The organism is Jatrophihabitans sp., from assembly GCF_035474675.1.
Taxonomy (GTDB): Bacteria; Actinomycetota; Actinomycetes; order Mycobacteriales; family Jatrophihabitantaceae; genus Jatrophihabitans_A.
In genome coordinates, this window is the sequence record NZ_DATINC010000010.1 from 20,499 (window position 1) to 38,519 (window position 18,021).

An 18,021-nucleotide genomic window follows, 5' to 3' on the forward strand; every position below is an offset into this window, starting at 1 on the left:
CCTCTCGTGCGAGAGTGTGCCGGTCGGGGTTCCCCGGCCTGCTGGACAAGGGAGATCGGCCCCAGCAAGGAGGCCCGAAATGGCTACCACCGTTTCTGACGTGATGACCCGCAATCCCGAGACCGTCGAGGCCGGCGAGCCGGTCGCCGAGGCCGCCCGGCGGATGCGCGATGCCGACATCGGCGACGTGCTGGTGCTCGACAACGGCCGGGTGGTGGGCATCCTCACCGACCGCGACATCGCCGTCCGGGTGGTGGCCGAGGGCAAGGACTCTTCGACGCCGGTCCGGGAGGCGTGCTCGGCCGGCGACCTGCAGACCGTCGCACCGGACACCTCGCTGCAGCAAGCGGTGCAGCTGATGCGCAGCAACGCCGTGCGCCGGCTTCCGGTGGTGGAGAACGACCGGGCGGTCGGCATTCTCAGCCTGGGTGACATCGCGATCGAGCAGGACGAGACCTCGGCGCTGGCCGACATCAGTGCCGCGGAACCGAACGACTGACCGGGCCCATCAGCCGGACGCCGATCAGCCGGGCACGCTTGGATCGTGCGCGGCTGATCGGGTCGCTCAGCCGCTGCGCGCCCCGGCGGGCCGCCGGTCGGCGGCCGGGCTCCGATCGTCGGCCGGTTGCTGGCCCCGCCGTTCCCAGCGCAGCACGAACATCGCCACCAGCGCGAGGTTGCCGAACACGACGAGCAGGCTGACCACCACTGCCAGGGCGATCACCCGGCACTCCGCGGGGCAGCAGGCAGCGGGTAGGAGGATTTCATGACACACCGTCTCCAGACGCAGTGCGCCCGATCCGGCCACTGCAGCACAGTTTCTGCTCCTGGCCGAGCAGGTCCCATCCTAGCCACCGGCCGGTCCGGCACCGGACGGCCGGGCGGGCCGGCCCGGTGACCGCCGCGACCGGGACGCCCACCGTGGCGGTGCTCGGCACCGGGATCATGGGGGCCGGCATGGCCCGTTCGCTGCTGCGCAACCAGATCCCGGTCCGGGCCTGGAACCGCACCGCGAGCCGGGCGCAGCCGCTGGCCGCCGACGGCGCGCTGGTCGCCGGATCGGTTACCGAGGCGGTGTCCGGCGCGGACGTGGTCCTCACCATGCTCTACGACGGCGATGCCGTGCTGGACGTGATGACCGAGGCGGCGCCGGCCTGCTCGCCGTCCGCGATCTGGTTGCAGTCGGCCACCATCGGGCTGGCCGCGACCACCCAGGCCGCGGCGCTGGCCGAGACCGCCGGGTTGCGGCTGCTGGACGCCCCGGCGCTCGGCACCAAGCAGCCGGCCGAGCAGGGCAAGCTGGTGATGCTGGCCGGCGGTCCCGGTTCGCTGCTGGCCGAGCTGCGCCCGGTGCTGGACGCGATCAGCACCCGCACCGTCCACGCCGGCGAGCTGCCTGGCCAGGGCACCGCCCTCAAGCTCGCCTGCAACGCCTGGATCGCCAGCATCACGGCCGCCGCCGCCCAGTCGCTGACGCTGGCGTCCGGGCTGGCGGTGGAGCCGCGGCTGTTCCTGGAGGCGATCAGCGGCGGCGCCTCGGACTGCGCCTATGTCCATCTCAAAGGCGGGCAGATGCTGGCCGGGGAATTCGACCCGGCATTCGCGCTGGACGGCGTCAGCAAGGACCTGGGGCTGATCACCGAGGCGGCTGACCGGGCCGGCGCCGACACCACCCTGCTGGCAGCGCTCAGCCAGGTCTACCGGGTGGCCAGCGAGCGTGGCTACGGCAGCCAGGACATGGCGGCGGTGATCCGCGCCTTCGACGCGGGCCTGATCGGCGGGCCGAGCAGCTGAGCAAGAGCCGGTTCGCCGTCCTGCTGGCTGCCGTGCTGGCGGCCTCGGCATGCGGCGGCGGGCGAGCTACCGACCGGACACCGCGGGCGGCGGCGCCGATCTTGTCGAGTCCACCGGCGACCTTTGGTTCGGCACCGGCCACCGGCTCGGCGGCGACCTCGGCGCCCACCAGCTCGGCGGCCACCGGGGTGCCGAGGTTCGACCACATCGTGGTCGCGGTGGTCGAGAACCACGCCTACTCCGAGATCATCGGCCGGCCGAGCGCGCCGTTCCTGAACTCGCTCGCGGCCCGGGGCGCGCTGCTGACCCGGTCCTACGCGGTGACCCATCCCAGCCAGCCGAACTACCTGGCGCTGTTCTCCGGCTCCACCCAGGGGCTGACCAGCGACTCCTGCCCGCACCGCTACACCGGCCCGAACCTGGCCGCCGCGCTGCGGGCCGCCGGCCTGAGCTTCGTCGGCTACTCCGAGGACCTGCCGGCTGCCGGCTACCCCGGGTGCGGCAGCGGCAACTACGCCCGCAAGCACAACCCGTGGGTGAACTTCCCCGCGCTGCCGGCCGGCCTGAACCAGCCGCTGACCGCCTTTCCGGCCGACCCGGCCCGGCTGCCGACCGTCTCGTTCGTGATACCCAGCCTCGCCAACGACATGCACGACGGCACCGTCGCGCAGGGCGATGCGTGGCTGGCCGCGCACCTGGGCAGCTACGCCGCCTGGAGCAGCACGCACAACAGCCTGCTGATCGTCACCGCCGACGAGGACGACAACGGCCACGGCAACCGGATCGCCACCATCCTCGCCGGCGCGCACGTCGAGCCCGGCCGGTACGCCACCCGGATCGACCACTACGGCCTGCTGCGCACCCTGCTGGCCAGTTACCGGTTGGCACCGTTCGGTGCCGCGGCGCGGGCCCCGGCGCTCACCGGCATCTGGGCCGGCTGAGCCGGTGCCGGCCGGACCGGCCAGAATGGGAGACGGAGTGCACCCGGGCGCCGTCCGGCAACCGGAGCAGAACCGACGAAAGGTAACGGACGTGACTGACCCGGAATTCGGCATCGAGGTGCCCGAGGCGGATCGGTTGGAGCAGTTGCAGGAAGCGGACGCCGGCATCGAGCCGGTGCAGCGCGCGCAGGACGACCCACCGCTGTTCGACGTCGGCAGCGCCAACCCCGCCGACGTGCTGGAGCAGCACCGGGAGGTCCCGGCCGACGACGAAGAGGACTGGTGAACGCGGTCAGCTGATCCGCAGCACGACCTTGCCCAGCGCGTGGCCGGACTCCACCGCCGCGATCGCGGCCGGTGCCTGGTCGAAGTCCAGCACGGTGCTGACGTGCGGGTCCAGCACGCCCTCGGCGGCCAGCCGGGCCACCTCGGCGAGCACCCGGGGCCCGCGCTCGCGGCGGATCGCCACGCCGCCGAACCGGGCCGCGGTGTCCGGGTCGGCAGCCGTGACCAGCTTCGCCGGGTCGGCCAGCAGGCCGGCCACGGCTGCCAGTGCCGCGCCGCCGACCAGGTCGAAGATCGCGTCCACCCCGTCCGGCAGCGCCGCGGCCAGCCGCTCGGCCTCGCCCTCGCCGTACGGGATCAGCACCGCACCCAGCGATTCCACCAGCTGCCGCTTGGCCGGGCTGCCGGTGCCGAAGACCCGGATGCCGCGGTGCCGGGCGAGCTGGGCGGTGGCGATGCCGACGCCGCCGCCGATGCCGGTGATCAGCAGCCGCTGACCGGCGGCCAGGTCCAGCTGGGCCAGCCCGTCGTAGGCAGTGGTGGCCGCCACCGGCAGCGCCGCGGCATCGACGAAGCTGAGCCGTGCCGGCTTGGCCACCACCGAGTCCTGCCCGGCCAGGGCGTACTGCGAGAACGCGCCGGAACCGGCGGCGGGCCAGCCCAGCACCTCGTCGCCGGCCGAGAATCCCTCGACCGACGGGCCGGTTCCGACGACCACGCCGGAGATCTCGCTGCCGAACTGCGAGGGCAGCTGCCGAGGTGAGAAGCCGGCGAACCGGCCGCTGCGCACCTTGTGGTCGACCGGGTTCACTCCGGCGGCACGTACCTCGACCAGCAGCTGGCCGGCGCCCGGCCGCGGCAGCTCGACTTCGGCGAACTCCTGGGTGTCCGGGCCGCCGTACTCGCGGAAGCGGAAGACCGTAGGCACTCGAGGCACCTTCCTGTCGGCGGTGGCTGCTGGCGGGTCTGACAGCAGCTGGCACCAGTGCCCAACCCGGCCCGGCACCGCCGCTATTCCAGGCCGGCCGGGTCAGTCCGGATTGCTCGCCAGCGCGCTGAGCTGGACGAAGCTGCCGTTGAACCGGTCCTGGCCACCCGGCAGCGGTCCGGACGCGGCACTCTGCCAGAGGGTCCAGGTCGCGGTGCCGGCCGGGACCGCCGCCGGCGGGCTGGTGGTGTAGCTGGGAATCCAGAACGGGTTGGTGGCGGCGAACGCGCCGGAGTTGCCGGTGCAGGTGTTCCACCAGTCGAAGCCGGCGTAGATCATCGGGTACTTCGAGGTCCGGACGTGCATCTCGGTGGAGAACGCGCTGATCCAGCTGACCATCGCGGCCGGCGACAGCCCGTAGCAGGTGCTGCTGCCCGGCTGCAGCACCAGGGCGGGTGGCAGCGTCCTGCCGTCGCCGGACCAGCCCCCGCCGTGCGCCAGGAAGTAGTCGGCCTGCGCGGTGCCGCCGGAGGAGTCCGGGTGCGCGTAGTGGTACGCGCCGCGGATCATGCCGATGGTGTAGGAGCCGTTGTACTGCTGGGCGAAGTAGGGGTTGGTGTAGCTGGTGCCCTCGGTCGCCTTGACGTAGGCGAACCGGGCCCCGGCGTTGTAGGCGGCCTGCCAGTCCACGTTGCCCTGCGCGCTGTAGACATCCATCCCCCGACCGAGCAGGCCGCGGCGGTCCTTGGCGGTGAGGATGCGCAGCACCGAGGCATCGACCCGGGACCGGAACGCCGAGTCGGCGTTGGCCTTGGCCAGCACGGCGTCATACATCGCCGGCATCACCGACGGGTCCACGGTCAGCACCAGGTCGCCGCCGGCGGTGAGGAAGTTGACCGCCCGGGCGCCGGGCGTCCAGGCGCGTACCTGGGCGGCCTGGCCGAGGTCGTCGCTGACGATGACGCCGGTGAAGCCGAGGTCGCCGCGCACCATCCCGGTGACGATGGTCGAGGAGAAGGCGGCGGGGTTGGCGGCATCGATCTTGCTGTAGTAGGCCGTCGACATCATCAGCATCGGCGCACCCGCCCGCACCGCGTCGGCGTAGGGGGTGAGGTAGCTGTCGGTCCGGGTGGTCTGGGAGTCGGTGACCCCGCTGCTGACGTCGGGATTGGCCGTCACCCGGCCCAGGCCCGGGAAGTGCTTGATCGCGGCGTCCACCCCGGCGTCGGCCAGTCCCTGGGCGAACGCGGTGCCGTGCGCGGACACCGTCGCCGGGTCGTAGCCGTACTCGCGCTGGTAGTAGCCGATCGGCGGGTTGGACGGAGCGAACGCGGCACTCGGGACGGTGTCCAGCACCGGGGCCAGGTCCAGCTGCACGCCGGCCGCCCGGAGCTGGCCGCCCCACACCTTGGCGTCCGCGCGCAGGGTGGCGGTCGAGTAGCCGCCCTGGGTGAGGGCGCTCGGGATGGTCGAGAAGCCGGTGCCGGACAGCACCTGCACCTGGCCGCCCTCCTGGTCGGCGGCGATGGCGAGCGGCACGCCGGCCGTGGCCGACAGGCTCGCCTTGCCCTGCAGGGTGGCGGTGACCGAGGCGGTCGACGCCACCCCGGCGGAGCTGCGCCCGGTGAGGATCACGTTGCCGGCGTGGTAGGTCTGGATGTCGGTGACGGTCTGGCTGCTCACCGAGCCCGCCGGCGTGCCGACCAGGAACAGCTGGCCGACCCGCTGGGGCAGTGACATGCTGGCCAGCACGGCGTTGGCGACGCTGCTCGCGCTCAGCGGCGCGGCAGCCGCCCGCACCGGCCCGCCCGGGCTGGCCGGCGTGAGCGCGGCCAGCAGGCAGCCGGCGACCAGTGCCGGAGGGAGCAGCCGGCGGCCCGACGACAGCGACATCTCTTCTCCTGCCAGGCGTTTCGTGCAAAACGGTGGATTCGCGGCCAGACCTTACCCGGTCCTAGACGTTCTGGCTGACTGGCCGCGGCAGGGCCGGCAGGAGTGATCTGCTGGGTTAGCATGAAATGGCTCGACCCAGAGCGTGAACGGCCCCGCGGCCCGCGCTCGACCAGGCTCGAGCAACCCCCGGGGCTCGGCCTGAGGATGCCGCCATGCCCAGCTTGCTGTCGAGTTCCCGCCTATCCCGCACCGGATTGCCGCCCGGCCCCGCCCGGCTGACGGAGGCGGTGTCGCGATGAGGCTGCCCGAGCCGCGTGGCCCGCTGACCGAGGAGCTGGTCGCCGCGCTGCGCCGGCCGGCCGGTTCGGTCCAGCTGTTCGGCGCGGGCCTCAGCCTGGACCATCCGGCCGCCGCGCTGGCCGACGACGACCTGCAGCTGGGCCTGTGGACCTGCTACGAGCTGCACTACGACGGCTTCGCCGACGCCGCCCCGGGCTGGGAGTGGCAGCCCGAGCTGCTGGCCTGGACGCGCACCCTGGAGGAGCGGTTCGGCGAGGCGCTGCGCGACTGCGTCCAGGTTTCGCCGACGCCGCCAGACCTGCCGGTCGCCGACCGGCTGCGGGCGCTGGTCGACGCCGACGACGGCCCGCCGCTGTCGCGGTACCTGCAGACCAGTGCGACCGTCGAGCAGTTCCGGGAGTTCGTCACCCACCGCTCGATCTATCACCTCAAGGAGGCCGACCCGCACAGCTGGGCGATCCCGCGGCTGCGCGGCCGGGCCAAGGCGGCGCTGGTGGAGATCCAGTCCGACGAGTACGGCGCGGGCGCGCCTGCCCGGATGCACTCGGAACTGTTCCGGGCCACCATGCGCGGCCTGGGCCTGGACGACAGCTACGGCCACTACCTCGACCAGGTGCCCGGCGGCACCCTGGCGATCAGCAACCTGATCTCCTACTTCGGCCTGCACCGGGACAACCGGGGCGCCCTGGCCGGCCACCTGGCCGCCTTCGAGATGACCTCCTCGGCACCGAACCGCCGCTACGGCAGGGGATTGCGCCGGCTGGGCGGCGACGCCACCGCCACCCGGTTCTACGACGAGCACGTGACCGCCGACGCGCTGCACGAGCAGCTGGCCGCCCACGACCTGTGCGGCTCGCTGGTGGCCGACGAGCCGCAGCTGGCCGACGACGTGCTGTTCGGCGCGGCGTGCGCGCTGCACCTGGACAACCTGTTCGCCGAGCGGCTGCTGGGCTGCTGGTCGGCGGGCCGGTCCTCGTTGCGCGACACCGTCGCCGTGGCGGCCGGACTGCCATGACCCTGAGCTACCTGCTGCCGATCAAGAGCGAAGCGGGTCGCGACATCGGGGAACTGGCCCGCTACCTCGACCAGGTGAGCCGGGCCGCGCAGGTGATCGTCGTCGACGGCTCGCCGCCGGCGGCCTTCGCCGCGCACCGCGCCGTGCTGGGCCCGGCGGTCACCCACGTCCGCCCGGCGGCTGATGTCCGCTACCGCAACGGCAAGGTCAACGGCGTGGTGACCGGCTTCCGGCTGTGCGACTCGGACAAGGTCGTCATCGCCGACGACGACGTGCGCTACGAGCCGGCCCAGCTGCACCGGCTGGAGCTCGCCCTGGACACCGCGGACCTGGTCCGGCCGCAGAACTACTTCCGGCCGCTGCCCTGGCACGCCCGCTGGGACACCGCCCGCTCGCTGCTGAACCGGGCGGTGGCCGGTGCGGACTTCCCGGGCACCCTGGCGGTGCGGCTGACGCCGGAGCTGCGGGCGGCCGGCTACGACGGCGACGTGCTGTTCGAGAACCTCGAGCTGATCCGGACGGTGCACGCGGCCGGTGGCCGGGAACGGTTGATGCTCGACCTGTACGTGCGGCGGTTGCCGCCGAGCACCCGGCACTTCCTGCGGCAGCGGGTGCGGCAGGCCTACGACAGTTTCGCCCAGCCCGGACGGATGATCGCGGAGCTGGCGCTGCTGCCGGCCTTCCTGGTGCTGGGCCGGCACCCGGCCCGGCTGGCCCTGGCATTGGCTGCCGCGGTCGGGCTCGCCGAGGCCGGCCGGCGCCGGGGACACGGCCGGACGGTCTTCGCCTCGGGATCGGTGTGGTTCACCCCGGCCTGGCTCGCCGAGCGTTCGGTGTGCTCCTGGCTGGCGGTGGCGACCCGGCTGCTGTTCGGCGGCGTGCGCTACTCCGGCGACCGGATCTCGCGGGCCGCCCATTCCCCGGCGGAGCTGCGGCGCCGCTGGCGGCCCGTCGGCCGGCGGACCTGACAGCCGGTCAGCTCCGGCCGGCGAGGCGGTGGCTGCCGTCGCAGAACGGCTTGACCGCCGACCGCCCGCACCGGCACAGCGCCACCGCCCGGCCGCTGCGCGGGATCGGGGTGCCGTCCAGCTCGCACAGCGCGAAATCGCCCCGCACGATGAGCGGGCCGTCCGGGTAGGGCGTGATGCGGGCCGCGGCGTCCTCGACCCGGTCGATGGCGTCGATGGCATCGATGGCCTCGAGAATGTCGGCAGGCGGCACGGGCTCCGTTCCGGATTCCGTCATGGCCGCCTCCCCCGTCTGCCCGTCGACACCCTTCCACCGTAACCAATGGCCGCCACCCGGCGGTCCAGCCGTGCCCCGGCCCGTCAGGTGTCCGATGTCTTTCCCGGCGGCGGAACAAGCCGATCGCCCGGGGCGTGTCGGGTGTCGGCCGCCGCGGCAGCCACGGCAGCAGCCGTCCGGCAGGCCCGGTCCAGCACCTCGGCGATGGCTGCGGCGCCCGGCAGGGACGGCAGTTCCTCCACCGGCACCGGCAGCGGCACCGACCAGTTCTGCCGCCGGGTGGTGCCCGGCAGGTTCGGCCGCAGCTCGATGCCGGCCGCGTCCTCCAGGGTGGCGGCCAGCAACGTCGAGGGCGCCCGGGCCAGCGCCCGGTAGGCCGCGACGGTCACCTGTTGCGGGGTGGCCCCGGCGGGTGCCGCGGCCAGCTCGGCCAGGTGGGCACGCAACTGCTCGGTGCTGGCGGGGTCAGCGTCCAGGCCACTGGCCTGCTGGTCGGCCAGGTCCGCCCCGCTCCACAACCCGGCCACGGTGGGCAGGTCATGGGTGGTCACCGCGGCCAGCGCGGGCACCGGCCAGGCCGGCGGCGGTTCCTCCTCGAACCACAGCAACCGGTAGGACAGCATGTTGCGGGCCGCCATCTCCTCCCGCAGCCCGGGGGCGACCGTGCCCAGGTCCTCCCCCACCACCAGCGCCTGGAACCGGTGGCTCTCCAGCGCCACGATCTCCAGCAGGTCGGCCACCGGGTAGGAGACGTAGCCGCCCTCGGTGGGCGGGCTGCCCTCCGGGATCCACCAGAGCCGCAGCAGCCCCATCACGTGGTCGATGCGCAGGCCGCCGTTGCGGGCCAGGGTGGCCCGCAGCGCCTCGACGAACGGTTGGTAGCCGGCCTGCCGCAGCCGCCACGGCACGAACGGGTGCAGTCCCCAGTCCTGGCCGCTGAGGTTGAACGGGTCCGGCGGGGCGCCCACCGTGACGCCCTCGGCCATCACCTGCTGCCAGGCCCAGGTGTCGGCGCCGTTCGGGTCGACGCCGATCGGCAGGTCCTGGATGACGGCCACCCCGGGCGCCCGGTCGGAACAGCCGGACAGCTGCAGCTGCAGCAACCACTGCAGCCAGGCGTAGAAGCCGATCGCCTGCTCGGCCTCCCGCTCGAACCGCGGCACCGCCTCGCCGTCCGGGTGGCGCAGCTCCGCGGGCCAGTCGCGCCAGCTGGCACCGTGCCGGTCGGCCAGCGCGCACCAGGTGGCGAACCGCTGCAGCGCGGGTCCCTGCTCGGCCCGCCAGCGCGCGAACTCCTCCTCCGGCCGGACCTGGGAGTACACCCGGTGCAGTGCGGCGCGCTTGAGCCGCCACACCGCGTCCCGGTCGATCAGCGGGCCGGCGTTGGCGGCGCGGCCGGCCTGTTGCAGGTCGCGCAGGTCCACCCGGTCGGCGCCGGGCACGTCCTCGATGCGCAGATAGATCGGATTGCGGAACGCCCTGCTGGTCGGAAAGTACGGGCTGGGTTCCTGCGGCAGGGTGGGCGCGGCCGCGTGCAGCGGATTGACCAGCACGAAGCCGGCGCCTTGCCCCGCCGCCCACTCGACGATGGTGCGCAGGTCGCCGAGGTCGCCGATCCCCCAGCTGAGCGCGGACCGGGCGGCGTAGAGCTGTACGGTCCAGCCCCAGGCCCGCCGGTCGGGCAGGTAGCAGCGCCCGGGGCCCACGATCAGCTGCCGGGCAACCGGGCCGGTCAGGGTGTGGTAGCCCAGCGGGCAGTCCTCGGGCACCGTGCCGTCGAGATCGAGGGTGCCGCCGCCCTCCAGCCGCAGCCGGCCGGTGACCGGCACCGGGTCGCCCCGGCGCGCCACGATCGGCGCGCTGTCCTCGGCGCCGGCCGGCGGTGTGCCGAGCGCCTGCCGCAGCCGGGCGATCACGGCCGGGTCGATGCGGTGCTCGGAACCCGCGGAGTCCAGGTAGGTTTCGGCAACCTCGGAGGTGGGTGGGGTCAGGCTCACCGGCGTGCCCGTGCCGCGTTCTGGTGCCGTTGCCGCCCCGTTGCCCGCACAACCTCACTATGCCCCGCGGCCGGGATCGCCAGCAAACCGGACGAGACTGTCATCCCGGGCGTCTGGTTACATTGTCACTATTAACCTGGCGCACACTCCTCGATGCCTAAACTGATTCCAGGTTTGACCGGACAGCCTGTGTGCTCAGCGCTGAGACAAGCTCCTGTACCGAGCTACAGACCAGCGGCTGGAGGTAGTCATGCCGAATCTGTCGACCCCACTCACCGAACTGCTGGCCGCCACCGTCCGCTCGCCACTGGATTCCTCGGCGGCGGAGCTGACGGCGTTGCTGCACGGGCTGCGGGCCGCGCCCGATCCGGTGCCGGTGTTCCGCAGCCTGACCCGGCTGCTGGTGCCGCGGCTGTGCCAGGCCGCCACCGTCTGGATCAGCGTCGACGGTCAGCAGCCCAGCGCCATCAGCTGCCAGGTGCTCGGCAGCAGCGGGCACGAGCCGTGCACCCTGGGTCCCGACGTCGCCGCATACTGCTCGGACTCCGGCGCAGGTGGCGACTTCGGAGCCGACGCGGACAGCGTCGTGGTGCCGTTCAGCCCGCCGCCGGTCGATGCGCAACGCGGCTACCGGGGCGTGCTGGTGATGAGTTTCGCCGGTCTGCGCCCGACCATGACCCATGTGCTCATCGGTCACCTGCTGGTGGACCGCGCGGTGGGGCTGGTGCAGCGCGAACAGCTGCAGGCCAAGATCGAGAACCTGCACTGCGCGCTGAACACCAATCGCGAGATCGGCACCGCGATGGGTGTCCTGATGGCCCGCCACCAGTTGACCGCCGAGCAGGCCTTCAGCCTGTTGCGGCGGGCCAGCCAGCACTCCCACCGCAAGGTGGTGGCGCTCGCCGCCGAGGTGGTGCAGACCGGCATGCTGGAGCTGCCCGAGGGTGTCGACCTGACCGAATGCCGTCCGACACCCGGCCCGCCGGCGCAGCGCTACCACCGCCCGCATTCGCTGCGGGTGGCGCAGTGAACTGATCACGACCACCTGCGGGTAGCGCGGTAAACCGGGCCACCGGCGTGTCACCGGCTCCGCCGGCATCCGCCGGTGGAAACTGGCCATACCTGCCCTGAGTGGACCGGATGGAGCGCCGTGCGTCGTCGTCGCAGCCTGCCTGTGCTCCTGGCGGTTCTCGCGACAGCCGCGGCGGTGGCCGGTTGCACCGGCAGCAACCAGCGACCGCAGGTACGCGACGTCGCCGTCGAGTTCGTCGTCGCCGTACAGGACCGGCACGGCCAGGACGCCTGCTCGCTGCTGACCGACGAGGCGGCGGAGTCGGTGTCCGGTGCCACCGACGTGCCGTGCGAGCAGGCGGTGCTGAACGTCGACGAGGACGGCACCGCGGTGCATTCGGTGCAGGTCTGGGGGGACGCCGCGCAGGTGAAGCTGGGCAGCGACACGGTGTTCCTGCGCTGGCTGCCCGGCGGCTGGCAGGTCCGGGCGGCCGGTTGCCAGTCCCAGCCCGGTGCGGCCTACCGCTGCGACGTGGCGGGCTGAACCGATGCGGACGATGTTCTTCACCGTCGCCGTCTTCGTCTTCGTGGGCCTGTGCTACGTGATGGTGATCGGGGCGTTGCACCGGTGAACCGGTTGGGTCGCGCGGTCAAGGACAACGGCCTGACCCTGGCCTTTCTCGGCCTGCTGCTCGGGGCGGTGGTCGGCCAGGCCATCTCGGGGGTGGCTGAGCTCAACGGCGAGCAGCGCGCGACCGGCGGTGCCACGCTCAGCGTCTGGGAGTACCTGGTGTCGTCGGACTTCGGCGTCGACATCGCCGAGAACTGGCAGTCGGAGTACCTGCAGTTCGCCCTCTACATCGTGGCCACCACCTGGCTGGTGCAGCGTGGTTCCAGCGAGTCCAAGCCGCTCGGCGACATCGGCAAGGGCACCGACCGGGAGCAGAAGATCGGCCGGTACGCCGAGAAGGACTCGCCGGCCTGGGCGAAGGCCGGCGGCTGGCGGACTACGGTGTACAGCCGTTCCCTCGGCTTTCTCATGACGTTCTTCTTCGCGATGTCGCTGCTGGCGCAGTCGATCGCCGGCCGGGCCGCGTTCAACGGCCAGTTGCTCGGCCGCAACCAGGACCCGTTGAGCTGGTGGGGCTACGCCACCTCGGCCGACTTCTGGAACCGCACCCTGCAGAACTGGCAGTCGGAGTTCCTGGCGGTGGCGTCGATGGCGGCCTTCTCGATCTACTTGCGGCAGCGCGGATCGCCGGAGTCCAAGCTGGTCGGCGCGCCGCACGGGGTCACCGCCGAAGATCCCTGATATCAGCCCGGTTCGGAGCGGGTCGGCGTGACGACCACCCCGACGTCGCCGTACGGGTACTTCGCCCGGCCGAGATGGCCCACGGTGTTGAGGAACTTCGAGATCGGCACCTGCACGCCGTACTTGGCCCGGACCTTGGTGCGGATGGCGTCGAAGTCCGCCCCGGCGGTCACCAGTTCCGCGGTCGCCGCCACCGGCGTGGTGTCGGTATGCACCCTGCCGCGGGCGTCCGAGGGCTGCACCGTGATCGCCGGGTTGTTGCGCAGCCGCTTGTACTTGCCGGACCGGGACGAGGTCCAGAACCCGTACCGGCCCCCGTCCAGGGACACGATCCAGGTGGCCGTCGACACCGGGGCGCCGGACCTGCGGTAGGTGGTGGCCGAGATGTACTTCTCCTCGCCGAGGCTCATGGCGCGCAGTGTAGGCCGGCAACCGGCCGCCCACCCTGGCTTTGAGGCTGCCTTGAGCCTGCTCGACGGCCGGCCGGCCGGCATGGTTAGCCTCGGAGGAGGAACCCGCCAGAACGCCGAGAGGAAACACACCGCATGAGCGAGCCGAACGTGCACCCGGCCGGTGAGGGCCTGACTGACGAGGAGATGGTGGAGCAGGTCGCCGACCAGACCGCCAGCGACCTGAAGTACTCCGACGTCTTCGAGCGCGAGGCCGACGGCGCCAGCACCGACACCGAGGCCGCCAAGGCCTCCGGCGACGAGCTGGCCGGGGACTGACGCCCGGGGGTCAGCGCGCTTCGAGGAGCCGCTTGACGGTGCCCAGGTCGGCCGTCACGGCGGCGGCATCGCGCTCGAAGTCGGCGTCGCTCATGCCGGGCTGCCTGCGCAGCGTGAAGACCAGCTCGCACCGCTCACCCGCCGCGATCACCCGCATCGGGTTGTAGAAGCTCTGCCCGTCGGGCAGCGTGACCTGGTGGTCGAGGACGCCGTACCGGTTGGGTTCGGCCATCTCGACCAGCACCGGACCGAGCGGTGACCGGGCCACCCACCGGCCGTCGACGAGCTCCACCGAGCTGCCCAGCCCGGCCGCCCAGTGCGCCAGGTTCGCCGGCTGCGAGACGTAGTCGTAGACCTCGGCCGCCGGGCGGTCGATGAAGACGGCGAGGTGCCGCGACTCGGTCACCGAACGCCCGGCCCGGACGGGTCCTGCCAGCCGGACCGATCGATCCGGTACAGCACGTGGCGGCGCAGCCGGTGCCCGGCCGGCACCGACGGATGCTCGAAGTCGCTGGCCGGATCCCGGGTCATGCCCAGCCGGTGCATGACGGCCCGCGAGGCGGCATTGCCGGTCGCGGTGAAGCTGACGATCTCGGCCAGTCCGTAGCTGCCGAAGCCCACCGCCAGCGCCTGCCGGCCGGCCTCGGTGGCGAAACCCTGGCCCCAGGCCGCCCGGCACAGCCGCCAGCCGACCTCGACGGCCGGGGTGAAGTGCGCCGCGAAGCCCGGCACGGACAGCCCCGTGAATCCGATGAACTCGCCGGTGTCGAGGCGTTCCAGCGCCCACAGGCCGAAGCCGTTGGCCTCGAAGCCGGCCTCGATCCGGTCGACGAAGGCGTCACTGGCGGCCCGGTCCAGCAGGTTCGGAAAGTGCGCCATCACCTCGGGGTCGGCGTTCAGCGCCGCGAACGGGGCGCGGTCGGCAGCCTGCCAGCGGCGCATCGCCAGCCGCCGCGTGCGCATCATCGGCGGAGAGGTCGGCATCGGCATCGGCCCGGACGCCGCTAGCTGGTGGTCGGGAAGGAGTAGCTGGCCGCGGAGTCGCTCCGGTGCTCGGGCCAGCGGGAGGTGACCACCTTGCCGCGGGTGTAGAAGGAAACGCCTTCGGCGCCGTGCACGTGCTTGTCGCCGAACAGCGAGTCCTTCCAGCCGCCGAAGGAGTAGTAGGCCATCGGGACCGGGATCGGCACGTTGATGCCGATCATCCCGACCCGGACGCCGCGCTGGAACCGGCGGGCGGCGTCGCCGCTGGAGGTGAAGATGGCGGTGCCGTTGCCGTACGGATTGGCGTTGATCAGCTCGATCGCCTCCTCCACCGTCTCGACCCGCAGCACCGACAGCACCGGGCCGAACACCTCCTCGCGGTAGACGTCCATGTCCGGGGTGACGCCGTCGATCACGGTGGGGCCGACGAAGAAGCCGTCGGAGTTGCCGTCCACCCGCAGCCCTCGGCCGTCCACGCTGAGCCGGGCGCCCTGCTCGGCGCCGCTGCCGATCAGCTTCTCGATCCGGTCCTTGGCCGCCCGGGTAATCACCGGGCCCATCTCCACGCCGTCCTCGCGGCCGGGGCCGACCTTCACCGCGCGGGCCTTGTCCGAGACCACCCGCACCAGCTGGTCACCGGCCGCCCCCACCGCCACCGTCGCCGAGATCGCCATGCACCGCTCCCCCGCGGAACCGAAGGCGGCCGCCACCAGGTGGTCGGAGGCGAAGTCGAGGTCGGCGTCGGGCAGCACCACGGCGTGGTTCTTGGCCCCGCCGAGCGCCTGCACCCGCTTGCCGGTGGCGCTGGCCCGCTGGTGGATGTAGCGGGCGATCGGGGTGGAACCGACGAAGGACACCGCTGCCACGTCGGGCGAGTCCAGCAGCGCGTCGACCGCCTCCTTGTCGCCGTGTACCACGTTGAACACCCCGTCGGGCAGGCCCGCCTGCTGCCACAGCTGCGCCACCAGCAGCGAGGCGGACGGGTCCCGCTCGCTGGGCTTGAGCACGAAGGTGTTGCCGCAGGCGATCGCGATCGGGTGCATCCACATCGGGACCATCACCGGGAAGTTGAACGGGGTGATGCCGGCGACCACGCCCAGCGGCTCGCGGAAGGAGTAGGTGTCGATGCCGGCCGACACCTGGTCGGAGTACTCGCCCTTGAGCAGGTGCGGGATGCCGCAGGCGAACTCCACCACCTCCAGGCCGCGCTGCACCTCGCCCCGGGCGTCGCTGAGCACCTTGCCGTGCTCGTCGGTGATCAGCCCGGCGAGCTCGTCGACGTGGCTGTTGACCAGTTCCCGGAAGGCGAACAGGATCTTGGCGCGCCGGCTCAGCGAGCTCTGCGACCAGTCGGTGAACGCCGTGGCGGCCACCTGCACCGCCTCGGCCACCTCGGCGGCCGAGGCCAGCGCGACCTGGGCCTGCTGCTGCCCGGTGGCCGGGTTGAACACCGGCGCGGTGCGGCCCTGCGGATCGCTGACCTGCTTGCCGCCGATCCAGTGCTCGACCATCGTCCCCATCGCCCGGCCCCCTTGCTCGCTCGATCGCCGGGCCACGGGAACTGGCCGGCCTGCCCGCCGAGACTACCCGCGAGGGCGGCCGCGGCCGATGGTTCACCCACCCGCGACCCGGTCGACCGGCCTCAGCCGACCCGGTTGACCAGTCTCAGTCGACCGGGGTGAGCAGCTCCCGCTCGGCGACCACGTCCAGGGCCAGCGTCCGGAAGCCCACGTCGTCGAAGAGCACCACCACCCGGCCGGGTTCGTACTGCTGGACCACGCCGATCCCCCACTCGGCGTGCTCGACCCGCTGGCCGAGCGCGAACGGCATCGCCTGCACGGTGGTGGAGGTGCCGGCGTCGCAGTTGTCGCAGTTGCCGCACGGCTGCTGGTGTTCCTCGCCGAGCAGCTGCAGCAGCAGCCGGCGCCGGCAGTCGGAGGTCTCGGCGTAGCGGCGCACCAGCTCCACCGCGGTCTCGGCCTGCACCCGGCGCTGCTGGGCCGCGTGCTCGGCCTCCGCGACGGCCCGGCCGGCGTCTTCGCCCCGGGCGGTCCGGCGCAGGCCGGCCCGCTGCTCGGCCACCGCGCCCACCGCGATCAGCGCGTTGGCGGCGCGCCGGACCCGGGCGCTGCTCAGGCCCGCCCGGCCGGCCAGCGCGGCGGGCTGGACCGGCTGGTCGTCGAGTGCTGCCAGTACCGCCCTCAGGTCGCTACCGGACGGGCCCTGGCCGGCGCCGAAGTACCGGGCCAGGCCGTAGCCGCCGGGCCAGCTCAGCAACACCGCACGGGCCGGCTCCCCGTCCCGGCCGGCCCGGCCGACCTGCTGGTAGTAGGCGTCGAGGTCCTCGGGCGGGTCGGCGTGCAGGATCAGCCGCACGTCCGGCTTGTCGATGCCGAGGCCGAAGGCGCTGGTGGCGACCACCACCGGCACCGAGCCGTCCAGGAACGCCGTGTGGGTGGCCTCGCGCTGCCTGCGCGACAGCGAGCCGTGGTAGTGCGCGGCCGCCAGGCCCGTTGCGGCCACCGCCTCGGCCAGTTCCTCGCTGCGCCGGCGGCTGGACACGTAGACGATGGCGGTGCCGGACTCGCCGAGCCGGCGAGCGAAGGAATCGGCCAGGATCTCGAGCACCTGCGCGTCGGCGGCCGGCTCATCGGTCACCAGCCGGCTGCCCAGCCAGATGTTGGGACGGTCGAACTCCCCGACGATCACGGCTGGATCGGCCATCCGCAGGGCGGCGATGATCTCGCGGCGCACCCGGGGCGAGGCGGTCGCGGTGAGCGCCAGCACCCGCGGCCGGCCCAGCGCGGCGATCGCCGCCGGCAGCCCGAGGTAATCGGGCCGGAAGTCATGGCCCCAGGAGCTGACGCAGTGCGCCTCGTCCACCACGAACAACGACACCTTGGTCGCGGTCAGCGCCCGCAGCACCTCCTCGCGGGCCAGCTGTTCCGGCGAGAGCAGCAGGAACTCCAGGTCGCCGGCGGCCATCCGGTCCAGCACCGCACGCTGCCGGGCCCGCGGCAGCAGGCTGTTGAGCAGGGCCGCCGGCGGGCCGGCCTCCGCCAGCGCCACCAGCTGGTCCTGCTGCAGCGAGACGGTGGGCGAGACCACCACCGTCGCGCCGGGCAGCAGCTGCCCGGCCACCCGGTAGATCAGCGACTTGCCGGTGCCGGTGGCGAGCACCGCGAGGGTGTCGCGCTCCAGCGCCGCCTCGAGTGCCTCGGCCTGTCCCGGCCGCAGCGCCACGGTGCCGAGCAGCTGCCGGACGGCGGCCGACACCTCGCGCCGGGTGGGTTGCTCCATCAGGGCTGGTGGCCGATCCGGGCCAGCCGGAAGCGGGCCAGCCGCTCGGCGAGCTCGGGCAGCGCCGAGGCCGGGGTGGCCTGGATGTCGCAGACGCAGCCGATCACCACGTCCAGGACCTGCGACAGCGGCAGGCAGCACTCGTACTCGCGGTAGAGCCGTTCCACCACCGCCCCCAGCGAGGCGCATACCGGCTCGGGCAGGGACGGGACGGCGGCGCGGGCGGGCACCTCGGGGGCCGGCGGCGTCGCCGGCAGGACCAGAGTCGTCATCAGGATGGCAATCTGC

At 73.0% G+C, this 18,021-nt stretch carries 21 protein-coding genes; 10 read left to right on the plus strand and 11 right to left on the minus strand.

The window, feature by feature from the left end; translation table 11 throughout:
• Window positions 1-79 precede the first annotated feature (79 nt).
• Window positions 80-499, plus strand: a complete 420-nt coding sequence (locus VLJ82_RS00565; RefSeq protein WP_408661370.1) for a CBS domain-containing protein — start codon at window positions 80-82, stop codon at window positions 497-499.
• Window positions 500-565: 66 nt separating this feature from the next.
• On the opposite strand, the gene VLJ82_RS00570 is transcribed toward VLJ82_RS00565, so the two are convergent.
• Entirely contained in the window at window positions 566-724 is a 159-nt protein-coding gene (locus VLJ82_RS00570; protein WP_408661371.1) for a hypothetical protein, read from the minus strand.
• A gap of 170 nt (window positions 725-894) precedes the next feature.
• Here VLJ82_RS00570 and VLJ82_RS00575 point away from each other — a divergent pair, with 170 nt between their 5' ends.
• The 3 genes from VLJ82_RS00575 (at window position 895) to VLJ82_RS00585 (ending at window position 3,021) form a co-directional block, all read left to right on the plus strand.
• Window positions 895-1,794, plus strand: a complete 900-nt coding sequence (locus VLJ82_RS00575) for an NAD(P)-dependent oxidoreductase (protein ID WP_408661372.1) — start codon at window positions 895-897, stop codon at window positions 1,792-1,794.
• Between the two features lie 101 nt (window positions 1,795-1,895).
• Window positions 1,896-2,735, plus strand: a complete 840-nt coding sequence (locus VLJ82_RS00580) for an alkaline phosphatase family protein (RefSeq protein WP_408661373.1) — start codon at window positions 1,896-1,898, stop codon at window positions 2,733-2,735.
• A gap of 91 nt (window positions 2,736-2,826) precedes the next feature.
• A complete protein-coding gene (locus tag VLJ82_RS00585; protein WP_408661374.1) occupies window positions 2,827-3,021 on the plus strand; it encodes a hypothetical protein in 195 nt (64 codons plus the stop codon).
• A gap of 6 nt (window positions 3,022-3,027) precedes the next feature.
• Here the strand turns inward: VLJ82_RS00585 and VLJ82_RS00590 are convergent, their stop codons facing one another.
• Complete coding sequence (locus VLJ82_RS00590; RefSeq protein ID WP_408661375.1) at window positions 3,028-3,948, minus strand: NADP-dependent oxidoreductase; 921 nt, start codon at window positions 3,946-3,948, stop codon at window positions 3,028-3,030.
• A 102-nt stretch (window positions 3,949-4,050) separates the two neighbouring features.
• Window positions 4,051-5,841, minus strand: a complete 1,791-nt coding sequence (locus VLJ82_RS00595; protein WP_408661376.1) for a glycoside hydrolase family 3 N-terminal domain-containing protein — start codon at window positions 5,839-5,841, stop codon at window positions 4,051-4,053.
• 295 nt (window positions 5,842-6,136) lie between these two features.
• Between VLJ82_RS00595 and VLJ82_RS00600 the strand changes: the two genes are divergently transcribed.
• Window positions 6,137-7,156, plus strand: coding sequence for an iron-containing redox enzyme family protein (locus VLJ82_RS00600; protein WP_408661377.1), 1,020 nt, complete (start codon window positions 6,137-6,139; stop codon window positions 7,154-7,156).
• Entirely contained in the window at window positions 7,153-8,124 is a 972-nt protein-coding gene (locus VLJ82_RS00605) for a glycosyltransferase (RefSeq protein WP_408661378.1), read from the plus strand. Before VLJ82_RS00600 ends, VLJ82_RS00605 begins: the two co-directional genes overlap by 4 nt.
• Before the next feature lie 7 nt (window positions 8,125-8,131).
• On the opposite strand, the gene VLJ82_RS00610 is transcribed toward VLJ82_RS00605, so the two are convergent.
• Complete coding sequence (locus tag VLJ82_RS00610; RefSeq protein WP_408661379.1) at window positions 8,132-8,401, minus strand: CDGSH iron-sulfur domain-containing protein; 270 nt, start codon at window positions 8,399-8,401, stop codon at window positions 8,132-8,134.
• Window positions 8,402-8,484: 83 nt separating this feature from the next.
• Window positions 8,485-10,398: a 4-alpha-glucanotransferase gene (gene malQ, locus VLJ82_RS00615; protein ID WP_408661380.1), complete on the minus strand. Its 1,914-nt coding sequence runs from the start codon at window positions 10,396-10,398 to the stop codon at window positions 8,485-8,487.
• Between the two features lie 250 nt (window positions 10,399-10,648).
• Between malQ and VLJ82_RS00620 the strand changes: the two genes are divergently transcribed.
• The 3 genes from VLJ82_RS00620 (at window position 10,649) to VLJ82_RS00630 (ending at window position 12,721) form a co-directional block, all read left to right on the plus strand.
• Window positions 10,649-11,428: an ANTAR domain-containing protein gene (locus VLJ82_RS00620; protein ID WP_408661381.1), complete on the plus strand. Its 780-nt coding sequence runs from the start codon at window positions 10,649-10,651 to the stop codon at window positions 11,426-11,428.
• Between the two features lie 177 nt (window positions 11,429-11,605).
• Window positions 11,606-11,953 carry a hypothetical protein gene (locus VLJ82_RS00625; RefSeq protein ID WP_408661382.1) on the plus strand — a complete coding sequence of 116 codons (348 nt, stop codon included), beginning with the start codon at window positions 11,606-11,608 and terminating at the stop codon, window positions 11,951-11,953.
• Between the two features lie 84 nt (window positions 11,954-12,037).
• Window positions 12,038-12,721: a DUF6766 family protein gene (locus VLJ82_RS00630; protein WP_408661383.1), complete on the plus strand. Its 684-nt coding sequence runs from the start codon at window positions 12,038-12,040 to the stop codon at window positions 12,719-12,721.
• 2 nt (window positions 12,722-12,723) lie between these two features.
• Here the strand turns inward: VLJ82_RS00630 and VLJ82_RS00635 are convergent, their stop codons facing one another.
• Entirely contained in the window at window positions 12,724-13,131 is a 408-nt protein-coding gene (locus VLJ82_RS00635) for a PPOX class F420-dependent oxidoreductase (RefSeq protein ID WP_408661384.1), read from the minus strand.
• Between the two features lie 135 nt (window positions 13,132-13,266).
• Here VLJ82_RS00635 and VLJ82_RS00640 point away from each other — a divergent pair, with 135 nt between their 5' ends.
• Window positions 13,267-13,449 (plus strand): hypothetical protein, encoded by a 183-nt coding sequence (locus VLJ82_RS00640; RefSeq protein WP_408661385.1) that lies wholly within the window; start codon window positions 13,267-13,269, stop codon window positions 13,447-13,449.
• 10 nt (window positions 13,450-13,459) lie between these two features.
• On the opposite strand, the gene VLJ82_RS00645 is transcribed toward VLJ82_RS00640, so the two are convergent.
• The 5 genes from VLJ82_RS00645 to VLJ82_RS00665 form a co-directional block, all read right to left on the minus strand.
• Entirely contained in the window at window positions 13,460-13,855 is a 396-nt protein-coding gene (locus VLJ82_RS00645) for an SRPBCC family protein (protein ID WP_408661386.1), read from the minus strand.
• On the minus strand, window positions 13,852-14,412 hold the full coding sequence (locus VLJ82_RS00650) for a GNAT family N-acetyltransferase (RefSeq protein WP_408661437.1): 561 nt from the start codon (window positions 14,410-14,412) through the stop codon (window positions 13,852-13,854). Before VLJ82_RS00650 ends, VLJ82_RS00645 begins: the two co-directional genes overlap by 4 nt.
• 41 nt (window positions 14,413-14,453) lie before the next feature.
• The gene (locus tag VLJ82_RS00655) at window positions 14,454-15,953 is read right to left on the minus strand and encodes a CoA-acylating methylmalonate-semialdehyde dehydrogenase (protein ID WP_408661387.1); all 1,500 of its coding nucleotides are present in this window, start codon (window positions 15,951-15,953) and stop codon (window positions 14,454-14,456) included.
• A 145-nt stretch (window positions 15,954-16,098) separates the two neighbouring features.
• Entirely contained in the window at window positions 16,099-17,733 is a 1,635-nt protein-coding gene (locus tag VLJ82_RS00660) for a RecQ family ATP-dependent DNA helicase (RefSeq protein ID WP_408661388.1), read from the minus strand.
• On the minus strand, window positions 17,733-18,005 hold the full coding sequence (locus VLJ82_RS00665; protein WP_408661389.1) for a hypothetical protein: 273 nt from the start codon (window positions 18,003-18,005) through the stop codon (window positions 17,733-17,735). Before VLJ82_RS00665 ends, VLJ82_RS00660 begins: the two co-directional genes overlap by 1 nt.
• Between the last annotated feature and the right edge of the window lie 16 nt (window positions 18,006-18,021).

Coding starts and splice junctions, on each gene's coding strand:
- VLJ82_RS00650 (WP_408661437.1), bottom strand. CDS start 14,412: ATGCGCACGCGGCGGCTGGCGATGCGCCGCTGGCAGGCTGCCGACCGC.
- VLJ82_RS00605 (WP_408661378.1), top strand. CDS start 7,153: ATGACCCTGAGCTACCTGCTGCCGATCAAGAGCGAAGCGGGTCGCGAC.
- VLJ82_RS00565 (WP_408661370.1), top strand. CDS start 80: ATGGCTACCACCGTTTCTGACGTGATGACCCGCAATCCCGAGACCGTC.
- VLJ82_RS00665 (WP_408661389.1), bottom strand. CDS start 18,005: ATGACGACTCTGGTCCTGCCGGCGACGCCGCCGGCCCCCGAGGTGCCC.
- VLJ82_RS00635 (WP_408661384.1), bottom strand. CDS start 13,131: ATGAGCCTCGGCGAGGAGAAGTACATCTCGGCCACCACCTACCGCAGG.
- VLJ82_RS00655 (WP_408661387.1), bottom strand. CDS start 15,953: ATGGGGACGATGGTCGAGCACTGGATCGGCGGCAAGCAGGTCAGCGAT.
- VLJ82_RS00660 (WP_408661388.1), bottom strand. CDS start 17,733: ATGGAGCAACCCACCCGGCGCGAGGTGTCGGCCGCCGTCCGGCAGCTG.
- VLJ82_RS00600 (WP_408661377.1), top strand. CDS start 6,137: ATGAGGCTGCCCGAGCCGCGTGGCCCGCTGACCGAGGAGCTGGTCGCC.
- VLJ82_RS00610 (WP_408661379.1), bottom strand. CDS start 8,401: ATGACGGAATCCGGAACGGAGCCCGTGCCGCCTGCCGACATTCTCGAG.
- VLJ82_RS00620 (WP_408661381.1), top strand. CDS start 10,649: ATGCCGAATCTGTCGACCCCACTCACCGAACTGCTGGCCGCCACCGTC.
- VLJ82_RS00640 (WP_408661385.1), top strand. CDS start 13,267: ATGAGCGAGCCGAACGTGCACCCGGCCGGTGAGGGCCTGACTGACGAG.
- VLJ82_RS00595 (WP_408661376.1), bottom strand. CDS start 5,841: ATGTCGCTGTCGTCGGGCCGCCGGCTGCTCCCTCCGGCACTGGTCGCC.